The sequence below is a fragment of the Ekhidna sp. genome (assembly GCF_039960695.1).
Classification (GTDB): domain Bacteria; phylum Bacteroidota; class Bacteroidia; order Cytophagales; family Cyclobacteriaceae; genus Ekhidna.
Genome location: NZ_JBDVKP010000004.1, coordinates 238,802 through 261,434, shown reverse-complemented (window position 1 = coordinate 261,434; position 22,633 = coordinate 238,802). Strand labels below are relative to the sequence as shown.

Here is a 22,633-nt window from a genome sequence, read left to right as displayed (position 1 = left end):
TCTAATAAGAGCCCATGCAGAGAGGAAATCTATCTTTTTCACTATTCATTATTGTTACCCTTCAGTTTTACAATTGCACAAATGCTCAGGAAGCGCATAAACAATCAACTGCACCTGATACAATATCACAGGAGTTTTTATTTAGCGTATTCAAACGACTGAGCACTCTTGAATATGACTCAGTCTACTCTTGCTGCAAAGACGAAGTTTTCATTGACTCCTTCAATCCTTTAGGGCCGAGGGCTCAATTAATTCATAAGTCATCCTTCACGCATAAAGATCCTGATCTATGCTATTTAGAAAGAGGACTTTGGATAAAATTTAATAATGTAACATTTCAATATAAAAATCAAAGGATTTGGGTCTTAAATGAAAAGTGTGTGTCTATTGCGGCTGATGTCAATGAGACTAAAAAAGTGCTTAAAAAAGCTGTTAGAATTCTCAATAGATTAGAAACAGAGTCGCCATATGCTAAAAATATCATCAAGACACTTCAAAACTCAGAAAACAAGTTTGTCATATCACTTTCCAACATCACTGAAAGTTATACTTTGGTACCGCTACCAGATAATCGATTGGGCTTTTTGAATAACAATGCATATGCTTTTCAAGTCATTGATAAAGGCCAATTGCTTGTGAACTATGCGCCATTTGATAAGATTGGCAGTGGAGCGGAAATTAGGTGGACACCAGCTCTAGGTATAATCAAACTAGCTCATGAACTGGCTCATGCCTATGATGCTAATTATGGTTTACTCGATGATCAACTTATGCCTGCCTATGGAGAGGTTATGTCCGCAAGGGAAATACGGGCTCTTTATCATGAAAACATTATTAGAAAAGAAATGGAAATGAAATTGAAATTCAAAGCCAATACGGGTGGTGCTTTGGTTTGGAAAGGGGTTCCTTATACCTATCCTCTTCCAGTACCAGCTCGCTATTGAGGGTTTTGTATTAAGCGCACACTCTCAAGTGCTTGAATAAATTTTGTTGTATCAACGGCATTGATATAGCCTACCGTATAGCTACCATTGATCCATTCCAACCAATATTTCTTATCTTCTTCTACTCCGTCGTTTCTTATTGTGTCACTTTTACTACGATTTTTTGAGTACGTCTTAATATTGTACTTAAGCCGGTTTTCATAGTTGAGTTTAGATCCGGAAAAGGTATTCGAGCTGATGTAAAGAATTGACTCATCTTTGTATTCAAACCGATACTCACAGAATCCGTGTTCTTCAGCTTTTGTCATGCGATAACCTGGCGGTAAAATCAATTCCAGAAATTTATACTCATTAGCTGGTTCACAATTCTGAAAGTTGAGTTGAACATACGAATCATCTAATGATTCATTTAGGTCAGCATTTTGCACAGCACAGCCGTAAATGCAAATTAAAAATGGCAATAATCCTCTTCTCATTGACCCCCTAAAAGTAATCAGATGTGCTGCCAAGCAACAAAAGATCTACATAATTTGAAAACGCTTCTATCAATTACAAATCAGGAATCTTAAAAACTAAGATTGGCACTTTAGATTCATTTACAATATCCTCAGCAATAGACCCGCCTAACAAGTGTGCAATGCCTTTTTTGCCATGAGTGCCAATTACGATCAGACCTGCTCCCACTTCTTCAGCGAATTTCACGGCCCCTTCATCGGTAAAGTCCGCATCTACACTAGTCACTGTAAAATCCTTTAGGTAATTGCGTTCCGCAAAATGCTCTAATTGCTTTTTTGCCTGGCTATCATCCAACCAGTTATAAGGAGTCTTTACTTTCACCAGATGCATGTTCAACCCAAGCATTTCCTGAATGTCCTTTGCATGATCTGCTATCAGATCCTGCTCTTGACTTAGGTCAGAGGCAAAAGCCATACTTTTCATATCTTTCAGATGAGTTTCTCCTTTAATTATTATCACAGGACAAGTGGCATATCGGATCATTCGCTCAGCATTCGAACCGATAAATACTTCCCTCAAACCGGAAGCTCCTTTTGATCCCATGATAATCCAGGTTGAAGGATCTTCTGCAACGATTTTGCTAATACTCGTAAAAGCATTTCCATACTTTAAATGTACTGAAACCTTCTGCCCAACATCCTCCACTCTTTTTGCCCACTCATCAAGTTTATTTTTAGTTGCTTTAATATATTCTCCCGTATAGAAATTCTCTACTGACGGATTATCTACTTCGCCTGTAAAACTTACATGGCCGACAGGAATATCGACTACATGAACGAGGAGAATTTCTCCTTTGACCTTCGCATTGAACTCAATAGCAAAATTGAGTGCGTGAGAGGCTAATTCAGAAAAGTCAACTGGAACTAATATTTTTTTCATGCTGATTTGATTAATGGGTTAAGATTTCGATTTTTTTATACTCTGGTTTCCCATGAGCATGCACCACACTATCTAAAGTTATCGATTTTTCGCTTTTATCTATCTTAAATGACCATACAGGAATATTAATATGATTTACAGTGTCCTCTGTAAGGCTTCCAGATAACCAATGGGAAATCCCTCTCCTTGCGTGAGTAGGCATTGCGATCATATTCGCGCCTATTTCATCGGCTCGATATAGAATTCCATCTGAGGGAAATACATTGTTCACAATAGTAAACTCAAAGTTTTTGATTCCATGAGTTTGAATTTGCTTGGTTAAATCTATGCTTACCATCTCTTCATTCTCAATGTTATGAGGTGTTTTAACCCACAGGAACTCCAATTTTGCTCCAAAGTCTCTTTGCAGTTTAGCTACCTCTTTCAAGAAACTGCTCTTGATCTCTCTAATATCCAGCGGAATCAAAATCTTCTTGATCTCCGCCAATTGTATCTTATCAGGAACTGAAATAACAGGACAGGCTGCATTTCGAACAATCTTCTCTGTGTTTGAGCCAATGATCACCTCTTCCAGTCCAGAGCAACCTCTTGTTCCGATCACTACCAGATCATAACCTTCCTTTTTGGTCATTTCTTTCACCGCAGTTACCAAGTAGACTTCATCAATTTTGGTATTGATCTTTCTTCGAGTATTAAACTTGGAAACAAATTCTTTCATCTTACCTACCATGGCATCTCTAACATCTTGCATAAGTGTCTTTGCACTTGCGAAAGATGTAAACTGATAATCAGTGTAATAATCAAAATGAACACTATTTAAAAGGGTGATTTCAGCATCATGTTTCTCGGCCAATTCAATTGCAAACTGAGTAGCATGTTTACTTACATGTGAGAAATCGACAGGTACTAGTATCTTTTTCATCTGTGTATAGTTTTATTCAATGGTACACGTGGAATTCCAACAAACATCCTTCTAGAGGGCAGCATATTTTAGCCCTCGAATGTTTATTATCACTTCATGCACTTTCAATTTTGGTTTATCCAAAGCTATTATTTGTCAGCTTGGATCGTAATGACTTTTACAGCCTTGCCGATTGACTTTCATCATCCCGATGATGAATATCATTCCACGACCTATGAATCGTCATCATTTAAGTGGCATGCTCAGTTTAAATTGACACTAAATAAAAAGACTAGAATATGGAAACTATAACAACTGTTGAAGGATTGGTGCACGCTTTAAATCAATGCAAGGAAAGTGGCACTCATGTATTGGATGTAATGAATAAAGTGAAAGTTCCTCGGGCTGAATTTGAACGTTACTATTCATGGGACGATGAAAAGTACACAAGAAATGTTCTTGCTCGAAATGACGATTTTGAGGTATTACTCGTTTGTTGGGAAAAGGGACAATCTTCTCCAATTCATGACTTTAACACACAAGAAGCTTGGGTACATCCCATCGAAGGAGTGCTAAGAGAAGAATGTTTTAAAATCAATGTGGATAATGATCGACTAGAGAAAGTCAGCAATGTTCTACTTGGTACTGATGAATTTTCTTACATGAAACAAATAGGTATTCACAGATATTCCAATGCCTATTCAGCCAGATCTGTCAGTTTAAATATCTACCGTAAGCCTGTAACCAAATGGCATGTTTATGATGAAGATAAGTCAGATAGCACCATGATGGATACTTGGGAAAACAAGAGTTACAATATATTAAGTCAGGAGGTTTAGGCCTCCTTTTAAAAATCCTTTCGTTCTGCTTTTCTAATGATTAGCATAAATGGAATGGCTATCCAAATCAATAGAATAGATGCTGATGCAATAAAACCTATGCTGGTTCCAAAGAACCTTTGAAACAATGCGCCAGTGTAGCCCAGAAGTGCTGAAATCTCTAACTTCAATAAGATCATTATTCTACTCAGATCTATGGGATTGAAAAGTGATGCACCCAAGGCGAACTTATCCAACGGATAATCGCCAAAAACAACCAATGAAATCATGAAAAGGCCATCATAGATCACAGCAAAAAATAACCACATCAGAATGGCATAACCAAAACCCTTGATTTTGTTTGAATTGCTAAGTCCGATATTGAGTGATAAGGCCACGAATATGAAAGTCAGGAAAGTCCCAGACATCAGCAAGGTGAGAAAGTTTGCTATTGCGTCCGACTGACCTATGCCGTACATGAGAAATGGGATGCCTAATCCGATAATCAAACTCATAGATAATGAAAGAGACAGGCCTAAATACTGTCCTGCAAAAATGGTCGAACGTTTCACTGGCTGTGAGAGTAAAAGTTCTGTAAATTCTCGTGAATTATAGAAATACATGATACCGAAGATGGTTCCAATCATTGGTGTAAGCACCACAATAATATTCATCAAGGTGATCGTCGCTTTTGACAAATCGGAATTCAGGAAGAGCAATACAAAGCCCAAGGCCATGTAGAATGCCAGGTACACGTAGCTCCACCTACTGCGCATCAAATCATAAAAGCTATATTTTAAGATTTTTATCATGTCTTCAGCATTGCCGCGATTGCGTGTTCCAAATCTGTTTCGTTGGTCTTCTTATTCAGCTCATCAATTGAGCCCTGAAAATGTATCTTACCATCAAGTAAGAAAATTATTTCTTGAGATAGCTCTTCTACCAAGCTCATAATATGGGTGGTAATCAGGATAATCTTTCCTTTTTGCTTCTCCTCCTCTATTAACTGTTTTAATTCTAGAAGTGAAACCGGATCTAATCCAGCTGTTGGTTCATCTAAAATGCATATATCAGCATTAAACATGAAAGCCAGTACAATATTTACTTTCTGTCTGGTTCCGCCTGAAAGGTCTGAGAGTTTTTTGTCGAGAAATCGTTCCAATCCAAATCGTGCAATGAGTTCCTTTTCTCTTGCTTTCTGATTGCGAATGTCTAAGATCATATTGATCAATTCATTTACGGTAAGGTTATCCGGAAAGCGAGCAATCTGTGGTAGATATGCAATATCCTTACGGTATTCCCAGCTTTTCTTGATCGCAGTATCATTTACAGTCAGCTCTCCGCTATTTGGCATTACCATGCCCAAAATAATCTTAAGTAGCGTGGTTTTGCCAGATCCATTGTGACCAAGGATTGCGAAAACCCCAGGCCTGTTTACTACAAAACTTACACCTTTCAGTACTTCCAGCTTTCCGAAGCTTTTATTAAGATTCTCAACCTGTATCATTTGAATGATTGCATTGAAGGTGACTGATCTACCAGGTTATCTGGCGTAAATACAGGTGAAACTCTTTCCGAAAAATTCATAATATCTACAAACAAACTTCTAAGTAAAATGATGGTTTCAGGTGTTTTATTTACAATATAAGAGAACAACTTGACCGGCCGATAAGGTACATCTCCAACCCCGTCTTTATTCAGATCGTAGCCTGTGTAGTCTCCCCAATAATTTCCATCAAATGTGTTATCATTCATCTTTGAGTTATAGGAGACATCAAATGAGTTACCAAGAAAGTCATTCCCGTAAATGCGATTGGCGTAGCACCCTCCAGATACTTTGATTGCCCATCCATTTCTTTTGAATACGTTGCCCGAATAATTGATGCGTGTGGTTCCGTCGATAAAAACGGCCATGGTATTCTCTGTGAACTCATTATCAATTACCTCTGCATCGTAAATTTCTTTTAAGAGGAGTCCGTAGCTAGCTGGTCCCCAATTGTTCACAAATTGATTTTCTTTCATCACAATAAACTTGGAAAACATGACTGCCACTCCAGCTCCGTTTCTTTCAAAACGATTATTTAAATATTGATCATGGTTGGAAAACATGAAGTGCAGACCGTAACGAATGTTGTCGTGCGTGTGATTTTTTTTAATCTCACTATCGTCGACAAACTCCAGATAAATGCCATCTCGCATGTTATAGACCTCATTGCCGTAGATCTGAAGATTGGAACAATGCCATGCGTGAATCCCATTCCCCGTTTCATCTTCCTTGACAGAAGTGCCATAGACGATGTTATTGCGGATGATTCCATGTTTGGATTTCTCGATAAGTAAGCCAAAAAATGGATCAACCACTATATTATTTTCAATCAAAAAATGATTCGCTCTGAAGCTATAAATAGCAGCATAGTCTTTAGTATAACTCCTCCCAGCATTGATGATTTTTAGACCAATAATGTTGATGCTATCAGCAAAAAGCTTGAGCACATAGCCTTTCATATTTCCATTAAGAATCGCTCCTAATTGTCCAACAATGGTCAATGGTTTTCTGATTTCAAGATTTTCGCAGGTGTACATTCCAGCTTTAAATACCAAGGTATCAAATGGATTAGCTAAGGCAACAGCTGTCTTGGCATCTGATACTTCACACGTTTCGCAGATGTTTATTTCCTTAGCTACTGCTACTTCAACAAAGAATATAAATACAACAAACAGGCCTCTCATGGAACATCAAATTCAGCTTTGAGCTCCGTCCAACTTAGTGACTGTCCTGAAACATCTTCCATTGTTTCGAGCCGATCATTTGCATTTTCAAAAGCTGTCAAAAACTCCCCCATTGGGCTTGGGATTGATTCAGATATTAGATAGTGTGCGTTTATCGCATCTGCCAGTTGACCTGGATTTGTATAGTCAGCAACGAGGTAGTATTTCACCTCAGGGCGTTCCCATTCTTTCAGGTCGTTCAACATACACTCTATAGCGTCATATTTGAAGGCCTTCCCGGTATTTGTCACCACTTGAGCTGAATGTTGCTTATCTACGATTGTCATCTTACAGTAAACGCAGGCATCCTGCCCATAAATAATGGGTTGTGGATCAAAGGAGCATCCACTAATAAGTCCCATTACAAGTAATGCTGCTACAGCTTGTATGCTCACCTGTTCTTTTTTTGCTTTAATGAATGCCAATACCGAGAGAGCCATACCAAGAAACATCAGGTAAGCACCAGGCCTGGGCATAGAGATTGCCCTGAAATTTAAGATCATTTTGCTACCTATCAGTGGTGGCTGATAAGCCATCGGTTGGCCCTTATCGTCTGTAAATTTAATTGCAGCATTTTCTTTGAGGTCGTGCCCATAATCGTATTCCCATTGGTAAAAATCATACATAGCCATGGTTCCCAAAACAAGCATAAGGGCAAACCAGGTTATATAGAGTGGCCTTTTGCCGATGAATGCAATGATTACACCCAGAATGATCATTCCTAGTGCGACTTTTGGGAATATGCTAAACTCGGGAATGGTCTCAGGTATATCCTTCATCCCCACATAGTGGTTCATTATGTTGATATTCTTGATATCATTAGGATTAGCATCTTCGAATTTGTTGATGTGGATATCCATCCCAATCGCATCCGGGTATTGAGGTGCTTCCAGGGTGATATTCCAAAGAGGCCAAAGAAATAGTCCACTGAGCAATATTGCTCCGACCAACATATATAGCTGAGATCGTTTCATAATACTTACTTTTTTGATGGAAATAGTGAGCTGCCTCACGAATCGTGAGACAGCCACATAAAAAACCTAACTTCCTACTCCCCGTCTAAACTCCATTTCAATGGTACGTCCGCACCTTTTGCAGAAACCCTGACGTATCCCTGCATTTCCTGGTGTAGCGCAGAGCAGAAGTCAGTGCAGTAGAATGGCCAAACTCCCTCTTTTTTAGGATTCCAGATAAACGTTTCTGTTTGACCTGGCATGATTAGTAACTCGGAAGTATTTGCGCCAATCATACTCACTCCATGAGGAACATCGTAATCTTGTTCCAGATTGGTAATGTGGAAATACACCTTATCTCCTACTTTGATTCCTTCAATATTATCAGGAGCAAAGTGACTCCTTATAGTAGTCATATATACATGGACTTCATTCCCATTTCGTTCTACTCTAGCATCTTTTTCACTCTTTGTGGCATGCGGGTGCATATTTTCCTCTAGCTTATAAAACTTGGTTTGATTTGGTTTGATCAAATCAGCTGGTGCACCGGCAGCATAGTGCGGCTCACCTATTGTTGGAAAATCAAGGATCAATTCCATTTTATCGCCCGAAATGTCATAAAGCTGTGCCGAGTGAGCAAGCTCAGGTCCGGTAGGAAGATATCTGTCTTTGGTGATCTTATTCATTGCTACCAGGTACTTACCAAAAGGTGCTTGAGAGTTACCCCCTGGAATCATTAAGTGACCCACGGAATAATAGGTTGGTTGACGATCCAAAACCTCCCAAGTACCGAGCTTCCATTTCACGACTTCAGAGCTAATGAAGAACGTAGTGTATGCATTTCCTTTGGCATCAAATTCTGTATGCAATGGACCTAATCCTGCACCCTGAACTACACCAGCTACTACATCGTCGTAGTTAAGTACCGGAATACCATAAGCTTCACCATCGAATTTTTCATTCTCAATAGCATCGAGCATTTTAGTAAATGAGTGTGCTGTTAATGCCGCCGCTAGTTTACCACTACCAATGATGTATTCACCAGAAGGATCAACATCACAGCCATGAGGTGATTTTGGTGTAGGCAAGAAGTAAACCAAACCCGGATACTTGGAGGGATCTAGAATCTTCACTTCTTTCTTCATTGTGGTAGTTGCCATGTGCGTTGACTCACTGTAGATATTATGAGCATACTCAGTTTCCATGGTTTCGAACTGTCCGTTGGCTATCAGTTCTTCAGCTTTTTTCCAATTGATTGCTGCGATATAATCTTTGTCATTTTGCGACGCATTTACTTCTAATAGCGTATTAGCTTCCTCTGTATTGTAAGTAGAGAAAAACATCCAACCGTGTGATTTTTTTCTACCTGGGTGAGCCAAATCAAAGTTGAAACCAGGCATCATCACCTGAAAGGCTAGATCCATCTCTCCACTCTCCTGATCTACACTAAGGAATGTCAAGGCTCCCTTGAAATTACCTTTATACTCATCAATAGGAAGGTCTCGTTGTGGTACAGGTACGGAAAATCTTGTTCCAGCTACAACGTACTCGGTGTTTTCAGTTACAAAAGATGAACTGTGGTTACCTGCGCTATTTGGAATTTCTATAATCTCTTCTGTTTCAAAAGAAGAAAGACTGATTCGTGCAATACGAGGTGTATTGTTACCATTGATGAAGCACCATCTACCATCAACCTTTCCGTTGGTTTGAGAAAGATCAGGGTGGTGAGCATCATCCCACGGCACAGGACCGAATGATGTGTTTAACATTGGCTTGGTCTCTTCGTTGAAACCGTAACCTTTTTCCGCATCAACGGAGAATACAGGAACTACTCTGAACAAACGTCCGGATGGCAGTCCATATACTGAAAGCTGACCGCTGTAGCCTCCAGAGATGAAAGCATAATACTCATCATGCTCTCCAGGTGGCACAAAAGAACGTTCAGCCATGTTGCTGCTTAACGCACCTGATTGATTGCCCCTCTGTCCGCATGATGTGACAATGAGAAGAGCTGTAATCACAAATGCCTTAAATAGAATATGCATTTTAATCTTCATGATAATTGATATTTAATTAGTTAGGTAAAATCACTTTGTCCACGACATTAATCACTCCATTGGAAGTTTGAATCGTGCCAATCACTTTGGCTCCTCCGACGGTGATCTCATCTCCATTTACTACGACTTCCAGGTAATCTCCTGTGGCCATGTAGAGCTTTCTTCCTTTTCTTGCTTCTTTCTTCAATCCGTCTACATCGTAGGATCCAGGAGCTGCATGCCGTGTAATTATTGTTGCCAGGTCACCTTTGTTCTCAGGCTTTAACAGATTATCAAGTACACCTTCTGGCAATGCTGCAAATGCATCGTTGGTTGGTGCAAACACTGTTAATGGGCCTGCATTGACCAAGACATGCTCAATTTCTGCTGCCTGAACACCCGCAACGAGGGTAGTATGCACCTCCGATGACATGGCTACTTGCAGGATGTTCTTAGCTGACTCATCATCTTCCACTGAAGCTTGGCCTCTTGGATGACTGGTTGGCTCATCCTCATTTTCAGTCGTTTCACTTTGTGGTGAAGTACAAGATCCTATCATGACTGTCATGAACAGGATCAATATTAGGTTACTGAGATATTTCATATTCATAGAGTTTGGTTGCTAAAGAGTTCGGAAGTATTCAAGCACAGCCCTTGCTTCTTCCTGAGTTAAATTCTGATTGGCCATTGGGGAACCATTATATTCTATAAGTAGCTTTTTCGCCATTGGGTCTTTCTGAACCATTTCTTCCGGATTTAAAATCATGTTCATAACCCATGCCGGTGTTCTTCTTTCAAGAATGCCTTTTGGTGCAGGTCCAATGAATCTTTTCTCAGCTTTGTGACATGCTGTGCACTTGGCTTCGTAAACTTCCTGTCCTTTCAGAGCTAAATCTTGATCAATTTCAGCGGGAAGTGTGAATGCCTTTATGGGACCAACTCCGTGGTTGTTTTCCCAGCTTTCATAAGGATCAGTAGGTTCCATTTTGGACTGTTCCTTGATCTGATCAATTTTGCTTTTACCATCACCTCCGCCACAGGCGAAAGCAAAGAGTGCTAAAAAAGCAATTACATATATACCTTTCATAATCTTATTGGTTTGAAATAATGATTCGAAGGTATTTCTGGAATTGACCTTGAGCTATGACTTGGGTCAGCGTGGAATATGATATTTGTTTGATAGTTGTTTTAACAACTAAAAATTATTCTCATATCGCGTTACTAAACTGGGGTGTTGCATGATTTTCAATCATTCGTGCGTCCAGCGCAGAGCAAATTACCCGAATGATTTCTTTTCCTTCAGGGAGCACCTTTATACCAGATTCATTGTAGGTGATAAAGCCCTCGGCTTTCAATTGATCAAGCAATTCATAGTTTAACAAAACCCCATATTCCATGAATTCTGATTCAAGCCAACTGGTTTTAAACTCACACATTAGATTTAGGATGTGCTTTCTAAAAAACAAATCAGCTCTTGAATGAATATGTCCTTTAATGATTGGCAATTTTCCATTCGATATTTGCTCATAGTATGTGGGTATACTCTTTTCATTTTGAGTGAAGCCTGACCAGCTATCACTGATGGCACTGACACCTAGTCCAACCAACAACTTACTTGTAAATGGTGTATAACCCATGAAATTTCTATGGAGCTCACCTTGCAGTCTGGCATCTAAGAGTTCATCTCCTGCCAATACAAAATGATCCATACCTACTTCCTCATATCCAGCTTGCCAGAACATTTCTTTGCCTAACTGCATAAACGTCCACTTATCATCTGACTTTGGCAGGTGGGATTCATATGATTTTTGAGCAGGGCGCATCGACGGTACATGTGCATAGCTATAATAGGCTATTCGTTCAGGCTGGAGCTCGATGATTTGATCCAAAGTGTTTTTAACAGACGCTGATGTTTGACCTGGCAAACCGTATACAACATCATAGTTTACAGACTTATAGCCAATCTCTCTTGCCTTTGATGTTATGTATTTTACTTGCTCGAACGATTGCATTCGATTGATCAATTTCTGAACATTCAAATCAAAATCCTGGATTCCAAAGCTTACCCGGTCGAAACCGATAGAGTGTAAAGCTTCCAGATGTCTGGCGGTGGTGTTGGCAGGATGACCTTCAAAGCTCATCTGAAAGCCATTCGCTAATGATGCCTTGCTGATGATGCCAGATAAAAGTTTATCCAAATTCTCTGGTGAAAAGAAGGTAGGTGTGCCTCCACCCAAATGGATTTCTCTGATGAGTGGTTTTTCCGGCAACATATCGAGGTAGATTTTCCATTCTTTTAATACATGATCCAGATATGGACCTTCTACCTCATGATTTTTTGTGATGCGCGTATTGCAAGCACAATAGGTACAGAGACTTTCACAGTATGGAAGATGAATATAGATACTTATCTCTTTGCTGCTTTCCCAAAATGCAGATTGAACCGTTTTCTTATAAGCTTCAATGGAAAAGTTCTGTGGCTCCCAAAAGGGTACTGTGGGATAGCTGGTGTATCTGGGAACGGGTTGATTGTACTTTCTCAAGTCTTGCATCGATCAAAATTTTACTCAAAACTACCTGAGTGCAATGCGAGGCTAAATGACTAATTGGAGTTAATGAACTGATTTATATCACATGGAATTCAATGTGATAGTGAAAGTCGTACCATCACCATTCTTAGACTCAACTTCCATTTGACCGTCGTGTTCATCAATGATCATTTGAGTTATGAAAAGACCCAGACCCGTTCCTTCTCCAGGTTCTTTGGTTGTAAAAAAAGGATCTAAAATCTTCTTGAGAGTGGATTTAGACATTCCACAACCTGAATCAGTGATTTCAATAAGAATCCAATTTTCTTTGTTTTTAGTTGAAATGACAATTACGCCAGTTTTTTCAATTGCCTGTTCTGCATTGGTAATGATATTGGTAAACACCTGATGTAATTTTCCTTCATTGCCTTTTACCATTGGGTCTTCAGCGTTGTAGGAAGTCTTTACTTCAATATTTTTTTGCCTAAATCGATTGGCCAACAATGCAAGGCTATTTGCCAATACTTCATGAATATTGCACGATTCCTCCATGGACTCGCCTGTTCTACTGAAATGAGAGAGTCCATTTACAATTTTCGATGCTCTATTTACACCCTCTTCTATTGCATAGAAATATTCATTGAATTGATCTTGACCGGATGGAGTCATTTTATCCTTCAATGCAAGCGCGCCATGTTTGATGAAATTTAACGGGTTGTTAATTTCATGGCCTATTCCTGCTGAGAGTATTCCCAGAGAAGCCATTTTCTCCGCTCTAATAAGTTGCTGTTGAGTAGATTGTAACTTTTTATATCCGGCTTCCAGTTCCTTATTTTTCGCTTTAAGTTCCTTGGTTCGCACTTCAACTTCTCCCTCTAAATCTTTATTGTAAGACTCTAGTTTCTTTTGATATCCTTGAATGGTAGTAATATCTTCTGCAAAGAATGTGATTCCAACGATCTCTGAACCATCATAGACTGGATTGAAAGTAAATTTCAGAATGATATCACTATTTAATCCCGGGAATTTAATTTCCTGACTGAATTTTTCCCCATTCAAAGCTCGATCAAAATAATCATTAAACAATAGCGCCCGTTCTTTATGCTTGATCTGCCGCAGCACGTCCATGCCTTTTTCTAATTTCATTTCGTCCGAGACTTTTGATGAAAGGTTAAATGCACGATTGAATTCAACGAGTCGTTTTTGTTTATCAAAAAGCCCGATAATGTTAGATGTACTTTCTATGATAGATTTTAAATTGGCTCGTTCAGTTCTTAAATTAAGTATAGATTTTTCAAGATTTCGTTTCATGTAATTGTGCAAAAAAATCGATGAAATCACGAGTAATAAATAGATGATAAACACAAGCTTGAATCGATCTATAAATTCATAGATTAGAAAAGACTGATCTACTGAAATAACAAGTTGGTGATTTATGAGTCCAATCATGGTGGAGGAACATAGAATTTTAGCTCCAGACAGTGGATCAAGACTTATCGCTAAAAAAGCACCTTCTGAGGAACTAATTGTATCGAGATTGGTATAGGAAAGACTTCCGGAACCTAATATTCCATCATATTGCTTAGACGATAGTGGGTACAGCAATTGTGTTGTTCCAAACTCATTATTGATTAAATGAACTTTATAATGAGGATCAAAACCAAATTGATTGAGCTCATCAATCATGGAACTGTAGCGTATGGCTGAGGTGTTCACTGCTACTATTTCTCCATCTTCATTATAAATTGGTACTCTAATGGGAAGAATCCAGTCGGAAACATTTTCGAAGTAGTAGCATTCTCCTAATGTCAATCCTCCATTGCCCAATGCGTATTCGAAGGATCTTCTGGTCTTTTCTGACAAGGCCAAATTGGGGAGAGAATCATTAACCGAACGACCTGTGAAAGTGATGACCTGACCTGTAGGATCCGCGAATCCAAATGCTAGCAATTCCTTTTCGTAAACCTCTAAGGCCTGATTTGCATAATCAAGTCTTGTCTGAGGCTCATCGATTTCAGCAAGTCGATTTCCTAAGCTTATCAAACTAAGCTCCCATTGATGGAAACTCAACTCATAGTAGCTTTTTATCACCTTAGCTGTATAAGTCAGATCATTGATCCTATCCCTCTTGGTATCATTCAATATGTAAAGAAAGGCGGCACCAGCTAAGGTTGTTAAGCTAACAATGAGAAGAAAAAAAATTCTCCGAAGAGATTTTATTTCTGATATTGTTTTCAAAACAGACCTTTAGGAAAAGATAATGGAAAAATGAATGAAAAACTTGTAGCCTACTCAAAAGTTGAATTAAAGCCCGCAAATGGTGATCAAACCTGCAGCATTGGCTTGTACCATTTGGTTAAATTGTGGAAAGCTTGTCAGCAATCCTCGCAAAATAAGAATTGAGCCTGAAAGAATGGCGACAATTGAAACGGATCTGGGAATAAGTGATTTTAGTTTTCGTGAAAACATATTACCCGTGAAGGATACCATGATTAATGCGGGCAAGGTACCCAGACCAAATAGTACCATAAATAATGCTCCCTGAAGTGGACTAGCTAGCGCTACGGCACCTGCAGCAGCCACATAGGTAAGCCCGCATGGGAAAAACCCATTTGCAACTCCACTTAGAAACCATCGCTTACGCATGGATAGATTCTTTGACATAAATGATTTCAGCAATTGATAGAATCTGGATTCATAATAGAAGCGCTCCAGGCCATGCCTTATAGATGGGATACCGTAAAGGAGTATTAATCCAATCCCTAGCACGAAAACCATAAATTTTTGAATCTCCAATAGCGTTGCAGTTGCTCCAATTAAACCAAGCAATGTTCCGATAAATACGTAGATGAGGATTCTACCCATATGATAAAGTAAAAATCCAGTTTTAGACTGTCTGGGTCCCATAAATGCAATCATCACGGGTCCACACATACCCACACAGTGAAGGCTTCCAAGCAGGCCGATTAGGAATGCTCCCGTCATTGGATGTAAATACTTGATTGTTGGTAATAATCTGTGTCGTTACTTCTCCAGGTGATATTCACCCGATAGCTTCCAGCCACTAGCTCGGATCGCTCAATCTTCTGCTTATAATCTGTCAGAGAAATTTCGAAGGTTCGATCAAAAATCTTCCGTGAAGGGTGATAAAAATGGATATTTCCAGTCGCTATCTCATCGGGAAAAGTCAGAAGGATTTCTCCCGCCTTTTGCTTTACTACCACGGATTTGCCATCCTCCGCTGTATTCGAAAGCTTATTTAGCTTTTGCTGGTAGTTGATCTCCTGGGCATAGTAGTCTTCAGCTACTAAATCAAAGTCTTCCTGAAAAGCTCTGACCACCATATACCCTATAAATGCAGCAAAGAGTATAAATGCTAAAACGATTTTATGTCCCCAATTCATGTCTTCAATTATTAATTGTCCATTCTTAATTATCAACTTAGTTAGTCGGCCCTAAAAACTTAGTTTCGACAGTTTCGACTAACTTATCTCCAGAGTACACGCCTATCGAAATTACTGAACTCATCTGATCGATTTCAGACGGATTGATGACCACAAAGAACGCTCCCTCTCCGATACCTTGTTCTTCTAAATCAATCGTTCCACCTATCATTTCTATTTGCCCTTCCGGTTTCAATAGCTTGAACCTTACATCCAAAGCACTGTTGGTTTTGTTCACCATTTTTACTTGATATAGGTTGGTAATCATACCATCTTCCCTCTCTTGATAAAGTATACCTGGCGTTCTCAATATGGTAGCTTCAAAATCAGAACGAACAAGCAATAGTGTTACAAGCACGCCGACGAGAGCAATCAAAACACCTGTATAAGCCTTCATTCGTGCCGTGAACTGGAAAGGTTTCTTATCTGCAATGTTCTCTTCAGATGCGTAACGTACCAATCCTCTTGGCTTGCCAATTCGATCCATGATGGAATCGCACGCATCTATGCATGCGGTGCAATTGACACATTCCAGTTGTGTTCCATTTCGAATATCTATTCCAGTCGGACACACAAAAACGCATTGTTTACAGTCTATACAATCTCCTTTGCCTAATGCATCACGATCTTCTTCTTTCCGAAATTTAGCACGCTTCTCTCCTCTAACATGGTCATAAGCTACCACCACACTCTGCTTGTCTAGCAACACCCCTTGCAATCTTCCATAGGGACAAATCGTCGTACAAACCTGCTCCCGCATTTGACTAAAAACTCCATAAAAAAGACCAGTAAATACCATCATCGCTATGAAACCACCAGTATTTTCTGCAGGACCACCTTCAATTATTTTCCACAGCTCATTTACTCCAACAAGGTAAGCCATGAAGGTGTGCATGATTAGCATACTGACTAAAACGAAAAGTATATGCTTAATCGATTTTTTAATAACCTTCTCTTTATCCCACGGCTGCTTATTTAGCTTTTTTTGAGCCATATAGTCTCCCTCAATCCAGTATTCGATCTGACGAAATACGCCTTCCATAAAAATGGTTTGAGGACAAATCCATCCGCAGAAAATGCGACCAAAAACTACTGTGAACAGGATGATAAAAACAAGAGATGTGAGCATCCCAATTACGAAAAGGAAGAAGTCTTGTGGCCAGAAAATCTGGCCAAAGATGATAAACTTCCTTTCTAAAATATTGAATAGTAAGAATGGCTGTCCATCCACTTTGATAAATGGTGCGCCAAATAAAAACGCAAGCAGCAAGTAACTAACTAGTGTTCTATAATTTGTGAATCTACCTTTCGGCTTCTTAGGATAAACCCACACGCGCTTACCTTCTTTATCTACCGTAGATAGATGGTCTCGAAAAGTCTCTTCTGCACTTTCCTGTTCTTGATATATATCCTTTACATCAGCCATTTAGCAGCACGCATCTCCTTCAAGAGCAGCTTCATCGTCCACGTAGTTTGGATTGGACTCAAGATCTTCACTTCCCTCTTCTTCAGTGTCATTACGTTCAAATAAATCGCCTTGGACTTCCTTAGGGTTGGCTGCAGTATTTCCCTCCATCATGTAGATGTAGGTGGCTACTTGCTGCATTTTCTTAGGAGAAAGCTGTGCTTCCCAGGCAATCATACCTTTGGATGGGACACCATACTTTATGGTTTTGAAAATCGACGGCATATCTCCGCCATGAAGCCAGTATTTGTCCGTAAAATTCGGTCCAACACCTCCACCACCATCAGCTGCATGACATACTGAGCAATTTGCATCATAGATCGCCTTTCCTGCATTGATATCTGATGCCTCTGTTGCCAGAGTGACATTGCTTTCATCTATCAAATCACCCAGTGATGCCAAATAAGTTTCGACATCCTCTTCAGCTCGAATCATCTCAGCCTGAAACTCCTCATCTTGTGATTGGCCGGTTCCAAGTACTTCATAATTGATAAAATAAACTACGGCGAATAAGATGGAAGCATAAAAGCCATAAAGCCACCAAGGCGGAAGTCTATTATCCAGCTCTCGAATACCATCATACTCATGATCAGTTACTATTTCATGTTCTTTAGCTACTGGAACAGAAGCATTCAATCGATTCCAAAATCGTCTCCAGAATCCGACGTTCTCTTCTCCTTCCAGAGCTCGAATTAACTCTTGCTCCTCTTCCTCAATCCCCATCTCAGCACGCTTAAGTTTAAGCACCACTTTGAGAGCTACCAAAAGCACGTACATAGCTGCTACTGCAACAATACTGATAAGAACAGTCAATCCTAGAATTAACTCAACTTGGTATTGCTCAAAGAAACTTTGCTGAGCACCTGCATCTTGACCGAAAGATACTCCTGGTAAAAAAACAATTAAAGTCATTAGCGTACACTTAAGCTTCATCATGATTGGTATCGTTTGAGTCTAATGGAATATTTGATATGTCCTTGAATAGCTTCTTATCTACCTTCAAAACATATACCGTCAATGCGATAAAGAAGACAAAGAAGATGACAAAGGAGATCACTGGATAAATTTCTATTCCAGCGATAGTCTCCATATGATGTTTGATAAATTTCAGCATAGTTGTATGTTTTACTTCCCTTCAGTTACACCTTCTACATTTTTAATATCAGTCCCAAGTCTTTGCAGGTAGGCAATCAAAGCCATGATTTCTGTATCACTGCTCATTTTGATTCCTTCGAGCTCAAGTCCTTTGGAAATCAAAGCGGCCTGATTTTCTGCGTCTGACACAGCTTGCTGATCATACCCGTCGGGGTACGGTACACCAAGTGTTTGCATGGCCCTGATTTTAGCCGGTGTTCGTTCTTTGTCCCACTCCTGCTCAAAGAGCCAAGGATATGGTGGCATTATTGAACCTGGTGACATACTGGTAGGGTCCAACATGTGGTAGAAATGCCAGCTGTCGGGATATTTCTTTCCTATTCTATGTAAATCCGGACCCGTACGTTTTGATCCCCATTGGAATGGATGATCGTAAACAAACTCTCCTGCTTTAGAGTATTCTAAATCCACAGGATCATATCTCATCACCTCTGATCGGAATGGACGAATCATTTGTGAGTGACAGGTATAGCAGCCTTCTCTTACATAAATGTCACGCCCATTTAATTCCAGAGGTGTGTAAGGTTTTACCGTCGAGATTGTTGGCACATTGCTCTGAATCAGGAACGTTGGCACAATTTCAATAACCCCTCCAATGGCGACTATAATCAAACTCCAAATAAGCATTCGCATTGGTTTCCATTCAAATATTCTTCTGTGCCAGTGCTCGCTCTTCTCTGGTTTGTAATCTTTCATCAAAGGAGCTGCTTGTGCTTCAGTTGTTGGCTGGAAGCTACCAGAGCGAGCCGTTTTCACAAGGTTGTAAACCATGACAAATACACCAGACAGATAGAGTAATCCGCCGAATGCTCTCAGAGCATACATTGGCATAATTTGAGTAACCGTTTCAAGGAAATTGCTGTAAACAAGTGTTCCGTCCGGGTTGAATTGTTTCCACATCAAACTTTGGGTGAAACCTGCCCAATAGAGCGGAATTGCATAGAAAAGGATTCCCATGGTTCCGATCCAGAAGTGGACATTTGCCAGTTTCTGTGAGTGAAGTTTTGTTCCATAAAGCTTAGGTATGAGATAGTAAAGCATTGCAAAAGTCAGGAAGCCGTTCCATCCCAATCCACCAATGTGTACATGACCGACAATCCAATCTGTAAAGTGACCGATTGCGTTTACATTCTTCAATGAGAGCATTGGACCTTCGAAAGTGGCCATACCGTAGCAGGTGATTGCCACCACCATGAACTTCAAGATGGCATCTTCTCGCACTTTGTCCCAGGCTCCTCTCAATGTCAAAAGTCCATTTAACATACCTCCCCATGACGGAGCAATCAGCATGACTGAGAACACGACTCCTAATGACTGTGCCCAGTCAGGAAGTGAATTGTATAATAAGTGATGCGGGCCTGCCCAGATGTAGATGAAGATGAGGGCCCAGAAGTGAATGATCGATAATCTATATGAGTAGATCGGACGTCCTGATGCTTTCGGAATAAAATAATACATCAAACCGAGGTATGGTGTAGTAAGGAAAAATGCCACTGCATTATGTCCATACCACCATTGCACTAAAGCATCCTGCACGCCAGCGTACCAGGAATAGCTCTTCATAAAGTCAATTGGCAACTCAAATGAGTTTACAATATGCAGCATGGCTACTGTCACGAACGTAGCGATGTAGAACCAAATGGCTACATATAGATGACGCTCACGACGTTTGATGATAGTCATGAACATATTCAGGCCAAACACAACCCAGATTAAAGCGATTGCTATATCAATGGGCCATTCCAATTCAGCGTACTCTTTTCCGGAGGTCATTCCCAATGGAAGCGTGATAGCTGCGGAAAGAATGATTAGCTGCCAACCCCAGAAGTGAATCTTACTAAGAAGATCGCTGTACATTCGAGCTTTACATAATCGCTGAAGGGAATAGTACACGCCGGCAAAAATTCCGTTACCCACAAATGCAAAAATCACTGCATTGGTATGCAGTGGCCTTACGCGTCCGAAGGTGGTATACTGCAATCCGAAGTTGGCTTCTGGCCACACAAACTGACATGCAACAAGAAGTCCCACAGTCATTCCGATAATTCCAAAGATCGTGGTGGCGATTAGGAAATTTCGAACCGTGGTATTGTCATAATGAAAGGTCTCAAGACCTACTTTTTGGCTGTTTTCTGACATTGGTCACTAGGTTTGTTATTGATGCTATTTGAAGAGACCGTTGGTCCCTCGTCTTCAAAAAGAATGCGAACTGATGGTGTATAGTCATCCTCAAACTGCCCCGAACGAGACGCCCATAAGAACGCTGCGAGGAAGCTGCCTGCGAGAAGTAGGCTACATGCGATAAGAATAAATATGACACTCATAATCCGATGACAAGATTAGCGGAGAGTGAAAGACTGGATAATGAGAGGTGTTAGCGGAATGGATGATTTTTATCAGGTCGCCAACTGCGACAGACAACTCTTTGGTCGCGTCTGACAAATATCATCATTCAAATAGACAAAGGTCATTCATTAACTACCCCCCTATGCTGACTATTGCAGCATGGAAACAACCACAATGAATGAGGCGGTGGTGAAGAGCCCACTACGCATCAGTATCGTATTTCTGTGGATTGGATTTGTTTGTGCCATCAGCTTCATGGAAGCATGGTTAAAGTTTCAAGCACCGGGGATTACATTATCCCTCGGTTTAGGTATTGGGCGGCTAGTATTTGGAGCGCTCAATAAAGTAGAGATTGTATTTGCACTTTCTCTACTGATCAGCACTGCTTTAGATAGGGAAATCAAAACCAAGGCCTTCGCCATCCTGGTTATCCCTCTTCTGATTCTTTTTATTCAATCCATTTGGCTGTTACCTGCACTTGATGCCAGAGCTGAATTATACATGCTCAATCATCCACCCATGTCTTCCAATCTTCACCTCTCTTACGTCATTGCAGAAGTCATCAAGGTATTCAGTCTGTTTACCTATGGGCTTCAGCATTTTAAAACAAGAACTTTATAAATCATATCAATATGGAAATAACATCTAAGCAAATTATTGGGGAGTTGGTAGCGGAAGACTACCGAGCTGCCACAGTATTTAAGGAAAGAAACATCGACTTCTGTTGCAATGGAGACCGAACGATTGGTGAAGCTTGTGCCCTAAAGAAAATCGATGAGAACGAAGTTTTGAATGCACTGGAAAAAGTAATACATGGAAAAAATACACCTACCGATCATCCCAAGGACATGACCCCAGATGTGCTTGCCGATTATATTGTAGAAACACACCATACCTATGTAGAGAAAAAACTCCCTGAACTCAAAGCCTATCTTAAGAAGGTAGCTGCAGTGCATGGAGAACATAACCCAGAGGTGATTAAAATCCATGAGCTATTTGAAGCCTCCGCTGGTGAGCTGGCTATGCATATGAAGAAAGAAGAAATGATCTTGTTTCCTTTCATTAGACAGATGATGAAGGCCAAAGCAAGTGGCGAACCATTGATCCCACCACATTTTGGTACAGCGGAAAACCCCATCAATATGATGAAGCATGAGCATGCTACCGAAGGTGATAGATTCAGAGAGATAGCAGAGTTAAGTAACAACTATACTCCTCCCACGCATGCCTGCAATACGTATCGCGTTAGTTATGCTATGCTTCAGGAGTTTGAAAATGACCTACATCGACACATTCACCTGGAGAATAATATCCTGTTTCCTAAAGCCCTAAAACTGGAAAAAGAATTGATGGAATTGAGCAACTAAAGATCAGTATAAGTACTGACAAGTATCATTCAAATTTGGAGTGAAAGTACGGATATTAGGTTTCACGAAATAAACTAATTTTTGGATACTATGGATAACATGGAACTTTCAATTTTTATCGCACGCGTACTCGGAGTAATGTATCTCTCTGTTGGTATAGGACTATTCCTTTTTAGAGAAGCATATATGCTTGCTTTTAGGAAATTGGTTGATAGTCCAGGTTCTGCTCTACTCGGTGGATTTATGGCTGTCGTGGGAGGTATGGCAATGGTTACCTATCACAATTTGTGGGTAAATGACTGGCGAGTGATTATAACTATTATTGGTTGGATCGCATTGATCAAAGGAATCCTATTAATGCTAGCACCCGCTTATCTGGAATTATTTAGGGGTATTCTGCAAGTACGTAAAGGCCGTGGCCTGACCCTTGCAATTGTGATTTTTGGAGCAATCTTTTGCTACTTAGGATTTATTCAATAAAAAGTATCTCCAGATTATTCTGGAGATACTTAT

24 protein-coding genes are annotated in these 22,633 nt (G+C 40.0%); 5 read left to right on the top strand and 19 right to left on the bottom strand.

Annotated elements, in window-relative coordinates; genetic code table 11:
• The first annotated feature begins 14 nt into the window (after nucleotides 1–14).
• The gene (locus ABJG98_RS01850) at nucleotides 15–944 is read left to right on the top strand and encodes a hypothetical protein (protein ID WP_348277754.1); all 930 of its coding nucleotides are present in this window, start codon (nucleotides 15–17) and stop codon (nucleotides 942–944) included.
• Here the strand turns inward: ABJG98_RS01850 and ABJG98_RS01845 are convergent.
• The 3 genes from ABJG98_RS01845 to ABJG98_RS01835 form a co-directional block, all read right to left on the bottom strand.
• Complete coding sequence (locus ABJG98_RS01845; RefSeq protein WP_348277753.1) at nucleotides 938–1,420, bottom strand: hypothetical protein; 483 nt, start codon at nucleotides 1,418–1,420, stop codon at nucleotides 938–940. The genes ABJG98_RS01850 and ABJG98_RS01845 overlap by 7 nt on opposite strands.
• Before the next feature lie 73 nt (nucleotides 1,421–1,493).
• Nucleotides 1,494–2,339 (bottom strand): universal stress protein, encoded by an 846-nt coding sequence (locus tag ABJG98_RS01840; protein ID WP_348277752.1) that lies wholly within the window; start codon nucleotides 2,337–2,339, stop codon nucleotides 1,494–1,496.
• A gap of 10 nt (nucleotides 2,340–2,349) precedes the next feature.
• Nucleotides 2,350–3,261 (bottom strand): universal stress protein, encoded by a 912-nt coding sequence (locus tag ABJG98_RS01835; protein ID WP_348277751.1) that lies wholly within the window; start codon nucleotides 3,259–3,261, stop codon nucleotides 2,350–2,352.
• Between the two features lie 278 nt (nucleotides 3,262–3,539).
• Between ABJG98_RS01835 and ABJG98_RS01830 the strand changes: the two genes are divergently transcribed.
• Nucleotides 3,540–4,079 carry a cysteine dioxygenase family protein gene (locus tag ABJG98_RS01830; RefSeq protein WP_348277750.1) on the top strand — a complete coding sequence of 180 codons (540 nt, stop codon included), beginning with the start codon at nucleotides 3,540–3,542 and terminating at the stop codon, nucleotides 4,077–4,079.
• 8 nt (nucleotides 4,080–4,087) lie between these two features.
• On the opposite strand, the gene ABJG98_RS01825 is transcribed toward ABJG98_RS01830, so the two are convergent.
• The 16 genes from ABJG98_RS01825 to ccoS form a co-directional block, all read right to left on the bottom strand.
• Nucleotides 4,088–4,870 (bottom strand): ABC transporter permease subunit, encoded by a 783-nt coding sequence (locus ABJG98_RS01825; protein ID WP_348277749.1) that lies wholly within the window; start codon nucleotides 4,868–4,870, stop codon nucleotides 4,088–4,090.
• Nucleotides 4,867–5,565, bottom strand: coding sequence for an ABC transporter ATP-binding protein (locus ABJG98_RS01820; protein ID WP_348277748.1), 699 nt, complete (start codon nucleotides 5,563–5,565; stop codon nucleotides 4,867–4,869). Before ABJG98_RS01820 ends, ABJG98_RS01825 begins: the two co-directional genes overlap by 4 nt.
• A complete protein-coding gene (locus ABJG98_RS01815) occupies nucleotides 5,562–6,788 on the bottom strand; it encodes a nitrous oxide reductase family maturation protein NosD (RefSeq protein ID WP_348277747.1) in 1,227 nt (408 codons plus the stop codon). Before ABJG98_RS01815 ends, ABJG98_RS01820 begins: the two co-directional genes overlap by 4 nt.
• Nucleotides 6,785–7,801: a nitrous oxide reductase accessory protein NosL gene (locus ABJG98_RS01810; RefSeq protein WP_348277746.1), complete on the bottom strand. Its 1,017-nt coding sequence runs from the start codon at nucleotides 7,799–7,801 to the stop codon at nucleotides 6,785–6,787. Before ABJG98_RS01810 ends, ABJG98_RS01815 begins: the two co-directional genes overlap by 4 nt.
• Before the next feature lie 74 nt (nucleotides 7,802–7,875).
• Complete coding sequence (gene nosZ, locus ABJG98_RS01805) at nucleotides 7,876–9,837, bottom strand: Sec-dependent nitrous-oxide reductase (protein WP_348277745.1); 1,962 nt, start codon at nucleotides 9,835–9,837, stop codon at nucleotides 7,876–7,878.
• A gap of 16 nt (nucleotides 9,838–9,853) precedes the next feature.
• On the bottom strand, nucleotides 9,854–10,420 hold the full coding sequence (locus ABJG98_RS01800) for a fasciclin domain-containing protein (RefSeq protein WP_348277744.1): 567 nt from the start codon (nucleotides 10,418–10,420) through the stop codon (nucleotides 9,854–9,856).
• Nucleotides 10,421–10,438: 18 nt separating this feature from the next.
• Nucleotides 10,439–10,903 carry a cytochrome c gene (locus tag ABJG98_RS01795; RefSeq protein ID WP_348277743.1) on the bottom strand — a complete coding sequence of 155 codons (465 nt, stop codon included), beginning with the start codon at nucleotides 10,901–10,903 and terminating at the stop codon, nucleotides 10,439–10,441.
• A gap of 121 nt (nucleotides 10,904–11,024) precedes the next feature.
• Nucleotides 11,025–12,368: an oxygen-independent coproporphyrinogen III oxidase gene (gene hemN / locus ABJG98_RS01790; protein WP_348277742.1), complete on the bottom strand. Its 1,344-nt coding sequence runs from the start codon at nucleotides 12,366–12,368 to the stop codon at nucleotides 11,025–11,027.
• A 78-nt stretch (nucleotides 12,369–12,446) separates the two neighbouring features.
• Complete coding sequence (locus tag ABJG98_RS01785; RefSeq protein WP_348277741.1) at nucleotides 12,447–14,582, bottom strand: ATP-binding protein; 2,136 nt, start codon at nucleotides 14,580–14,582, stop codon at nucleotides 12,447–12,449.
• A 66-nt stretch (nucleotides 14,583–14,648) separates the two neighbouring features.
• Nucleotides 14,649–15,329, bottom strand: a complete 681-nt coding sequence (locus tag ABJG98_RS01780; protein ID WP_348277740.1) for a sulfite exporter TauE/SafE family protein — start codon at nucleotides 15,327–15,329, stop codon at nucleotides 14,649–14,651.
• A complete protein-coding gene (locus tag ABJG98_RS01775) occupies nucleotides 15,326–15,784 on the bottom strand; it encodes a FixH family protein (RefSeq protein ID WP_348277739.1) in 459 nt (152 codons plus the stop codon). Before ABJG98_RS01775 ends, ABJG98_RS01780 begins: the two co-directional genes overlap by 4 nt.
• A 1-nt stretch (nucleotide 15,785) precedes the next feature.
• Nucleotides 15,786–17,213 (bottom strand): cytochrome c oxidase accessory protein CcoG, encoded by a 1,428-nt coding sequence (gene ccoG, locus ABJG98_RS01770; protein ID WP_348277738.1) that lies wholly within the window; start codon nucleotides 17,211–17,213, stop codon nucleotides 15,786–15,788.
• The gene (locus ABJG98_RS01765; protein WP_348277737.1) at nucleotides 17,214–18,188 is read right to left on the bottom strand and encodes a cbb3-type cytochrome c oxidase N-terminal domain-containing protein; all 975 of its coding nucleotides are present in this window, start codon (nucleotides 18,186–18,188) and stop codon (nucleotides 17,214–17,216) included.
• The gene (locus ABJG98_RS01760) at nucleotides 18,175–18,366 is read right to left on the bottom strand and encodes a CcoQ/FixQ family Cbb3-type cytochrome c oxidase assembly chaperone (RefSeq protein WP_348277736.1); all 192 of its coding nucleotides are present in this window, start codon (nucleotides 18,364–18,366) and stop codon (nucleotides 18,175–18,177) included. The genes ABJG98_RS01765 and ABJG98_RS01760 overlap by 14 nt, the downstream gene beginning before the upstream one ends.
• An 11-nt stretch (nucleotides 18,367–18,377) precedes the next feature.
• Nucleotides 18,378–20,546, bottom strand: coding sequence for a cytochrome-c oxidase, cbb3-type subunit I (ccoN, locus tag ABJG98_RS01755; protein ID WP_348277735.1), 2,169 nt, complete (start codon nucleotides 20,544–20,546; stop codon nucleotides 18,378–18,380).
• A complete protein-coding gene (gene ccoS, locus ABJG98_RS01750; protein WP_348277734.1) occupies nucleotides 20,522–20,731 on the bottom strand; it encodes a cbb3-type cytochrome oxidase assembly protein CcoS in 210 nt (69 codons plus the stop codon). The genes ccoN and ccoS overlap by 25 nt, the downstream gene beginning before the upstream one ends.
• Nucleotides 20,732–20,912: 181 nt before the next feature.
• On the opposite strand from ccoS, the gene ABJG98_RS01745 reads away from it, so the two are divergent.
• The 3 genes from ABJG98_RS01745 to ABJG98_RS01735 all read left to right on the top strand — a co-directional run bounded on the left by ABJG98_RS01745 (nucleotide 20,913) and on the right by ABJG98_RS01735 (nucleotide 22,600).
• Complete coding sequence (locus tag ABJG98_RS01745; protein ID WP_348277733.1) at nucleotides 20,913–21,374, top strand: hypothetical protein; 462 nt, start codon at nucleotides 20,913–20,915, stop codon at nucleotides 21,372–21,374.
• Nucleotides 21,375–21,385: 11 nt separating this feature from the next.
• Nucleotides 21,386–22,120: an iron-sulfur cluster repair di-iron protein gene (gene ric, locus ABJG98_RS01740; RefSeq protein ID WP_348277732.1), complete on the top strand. Its 735-nt coding sequence runs from the start codon at nucleotides 21,386–21,388 to the stop codon at nucleotides 22,118–22,120.
• A gap of 90 nt (nucleotides 22,121–22,210) precedes the next feature.
• Nucleotides 22,211–22,600 (top strand): hypothetical protein, encoded by a 390-nt coding sequence (locus tag ABJG98_RS01735; protein WP_348277731.1) that lies wholly within the window; start codon nucleotides 22,211–22,213, stop codon nucleotides 22,598–22,600.
• Nucleotides 22,601–22,633 lie beyond the last annotated feature (33 nt).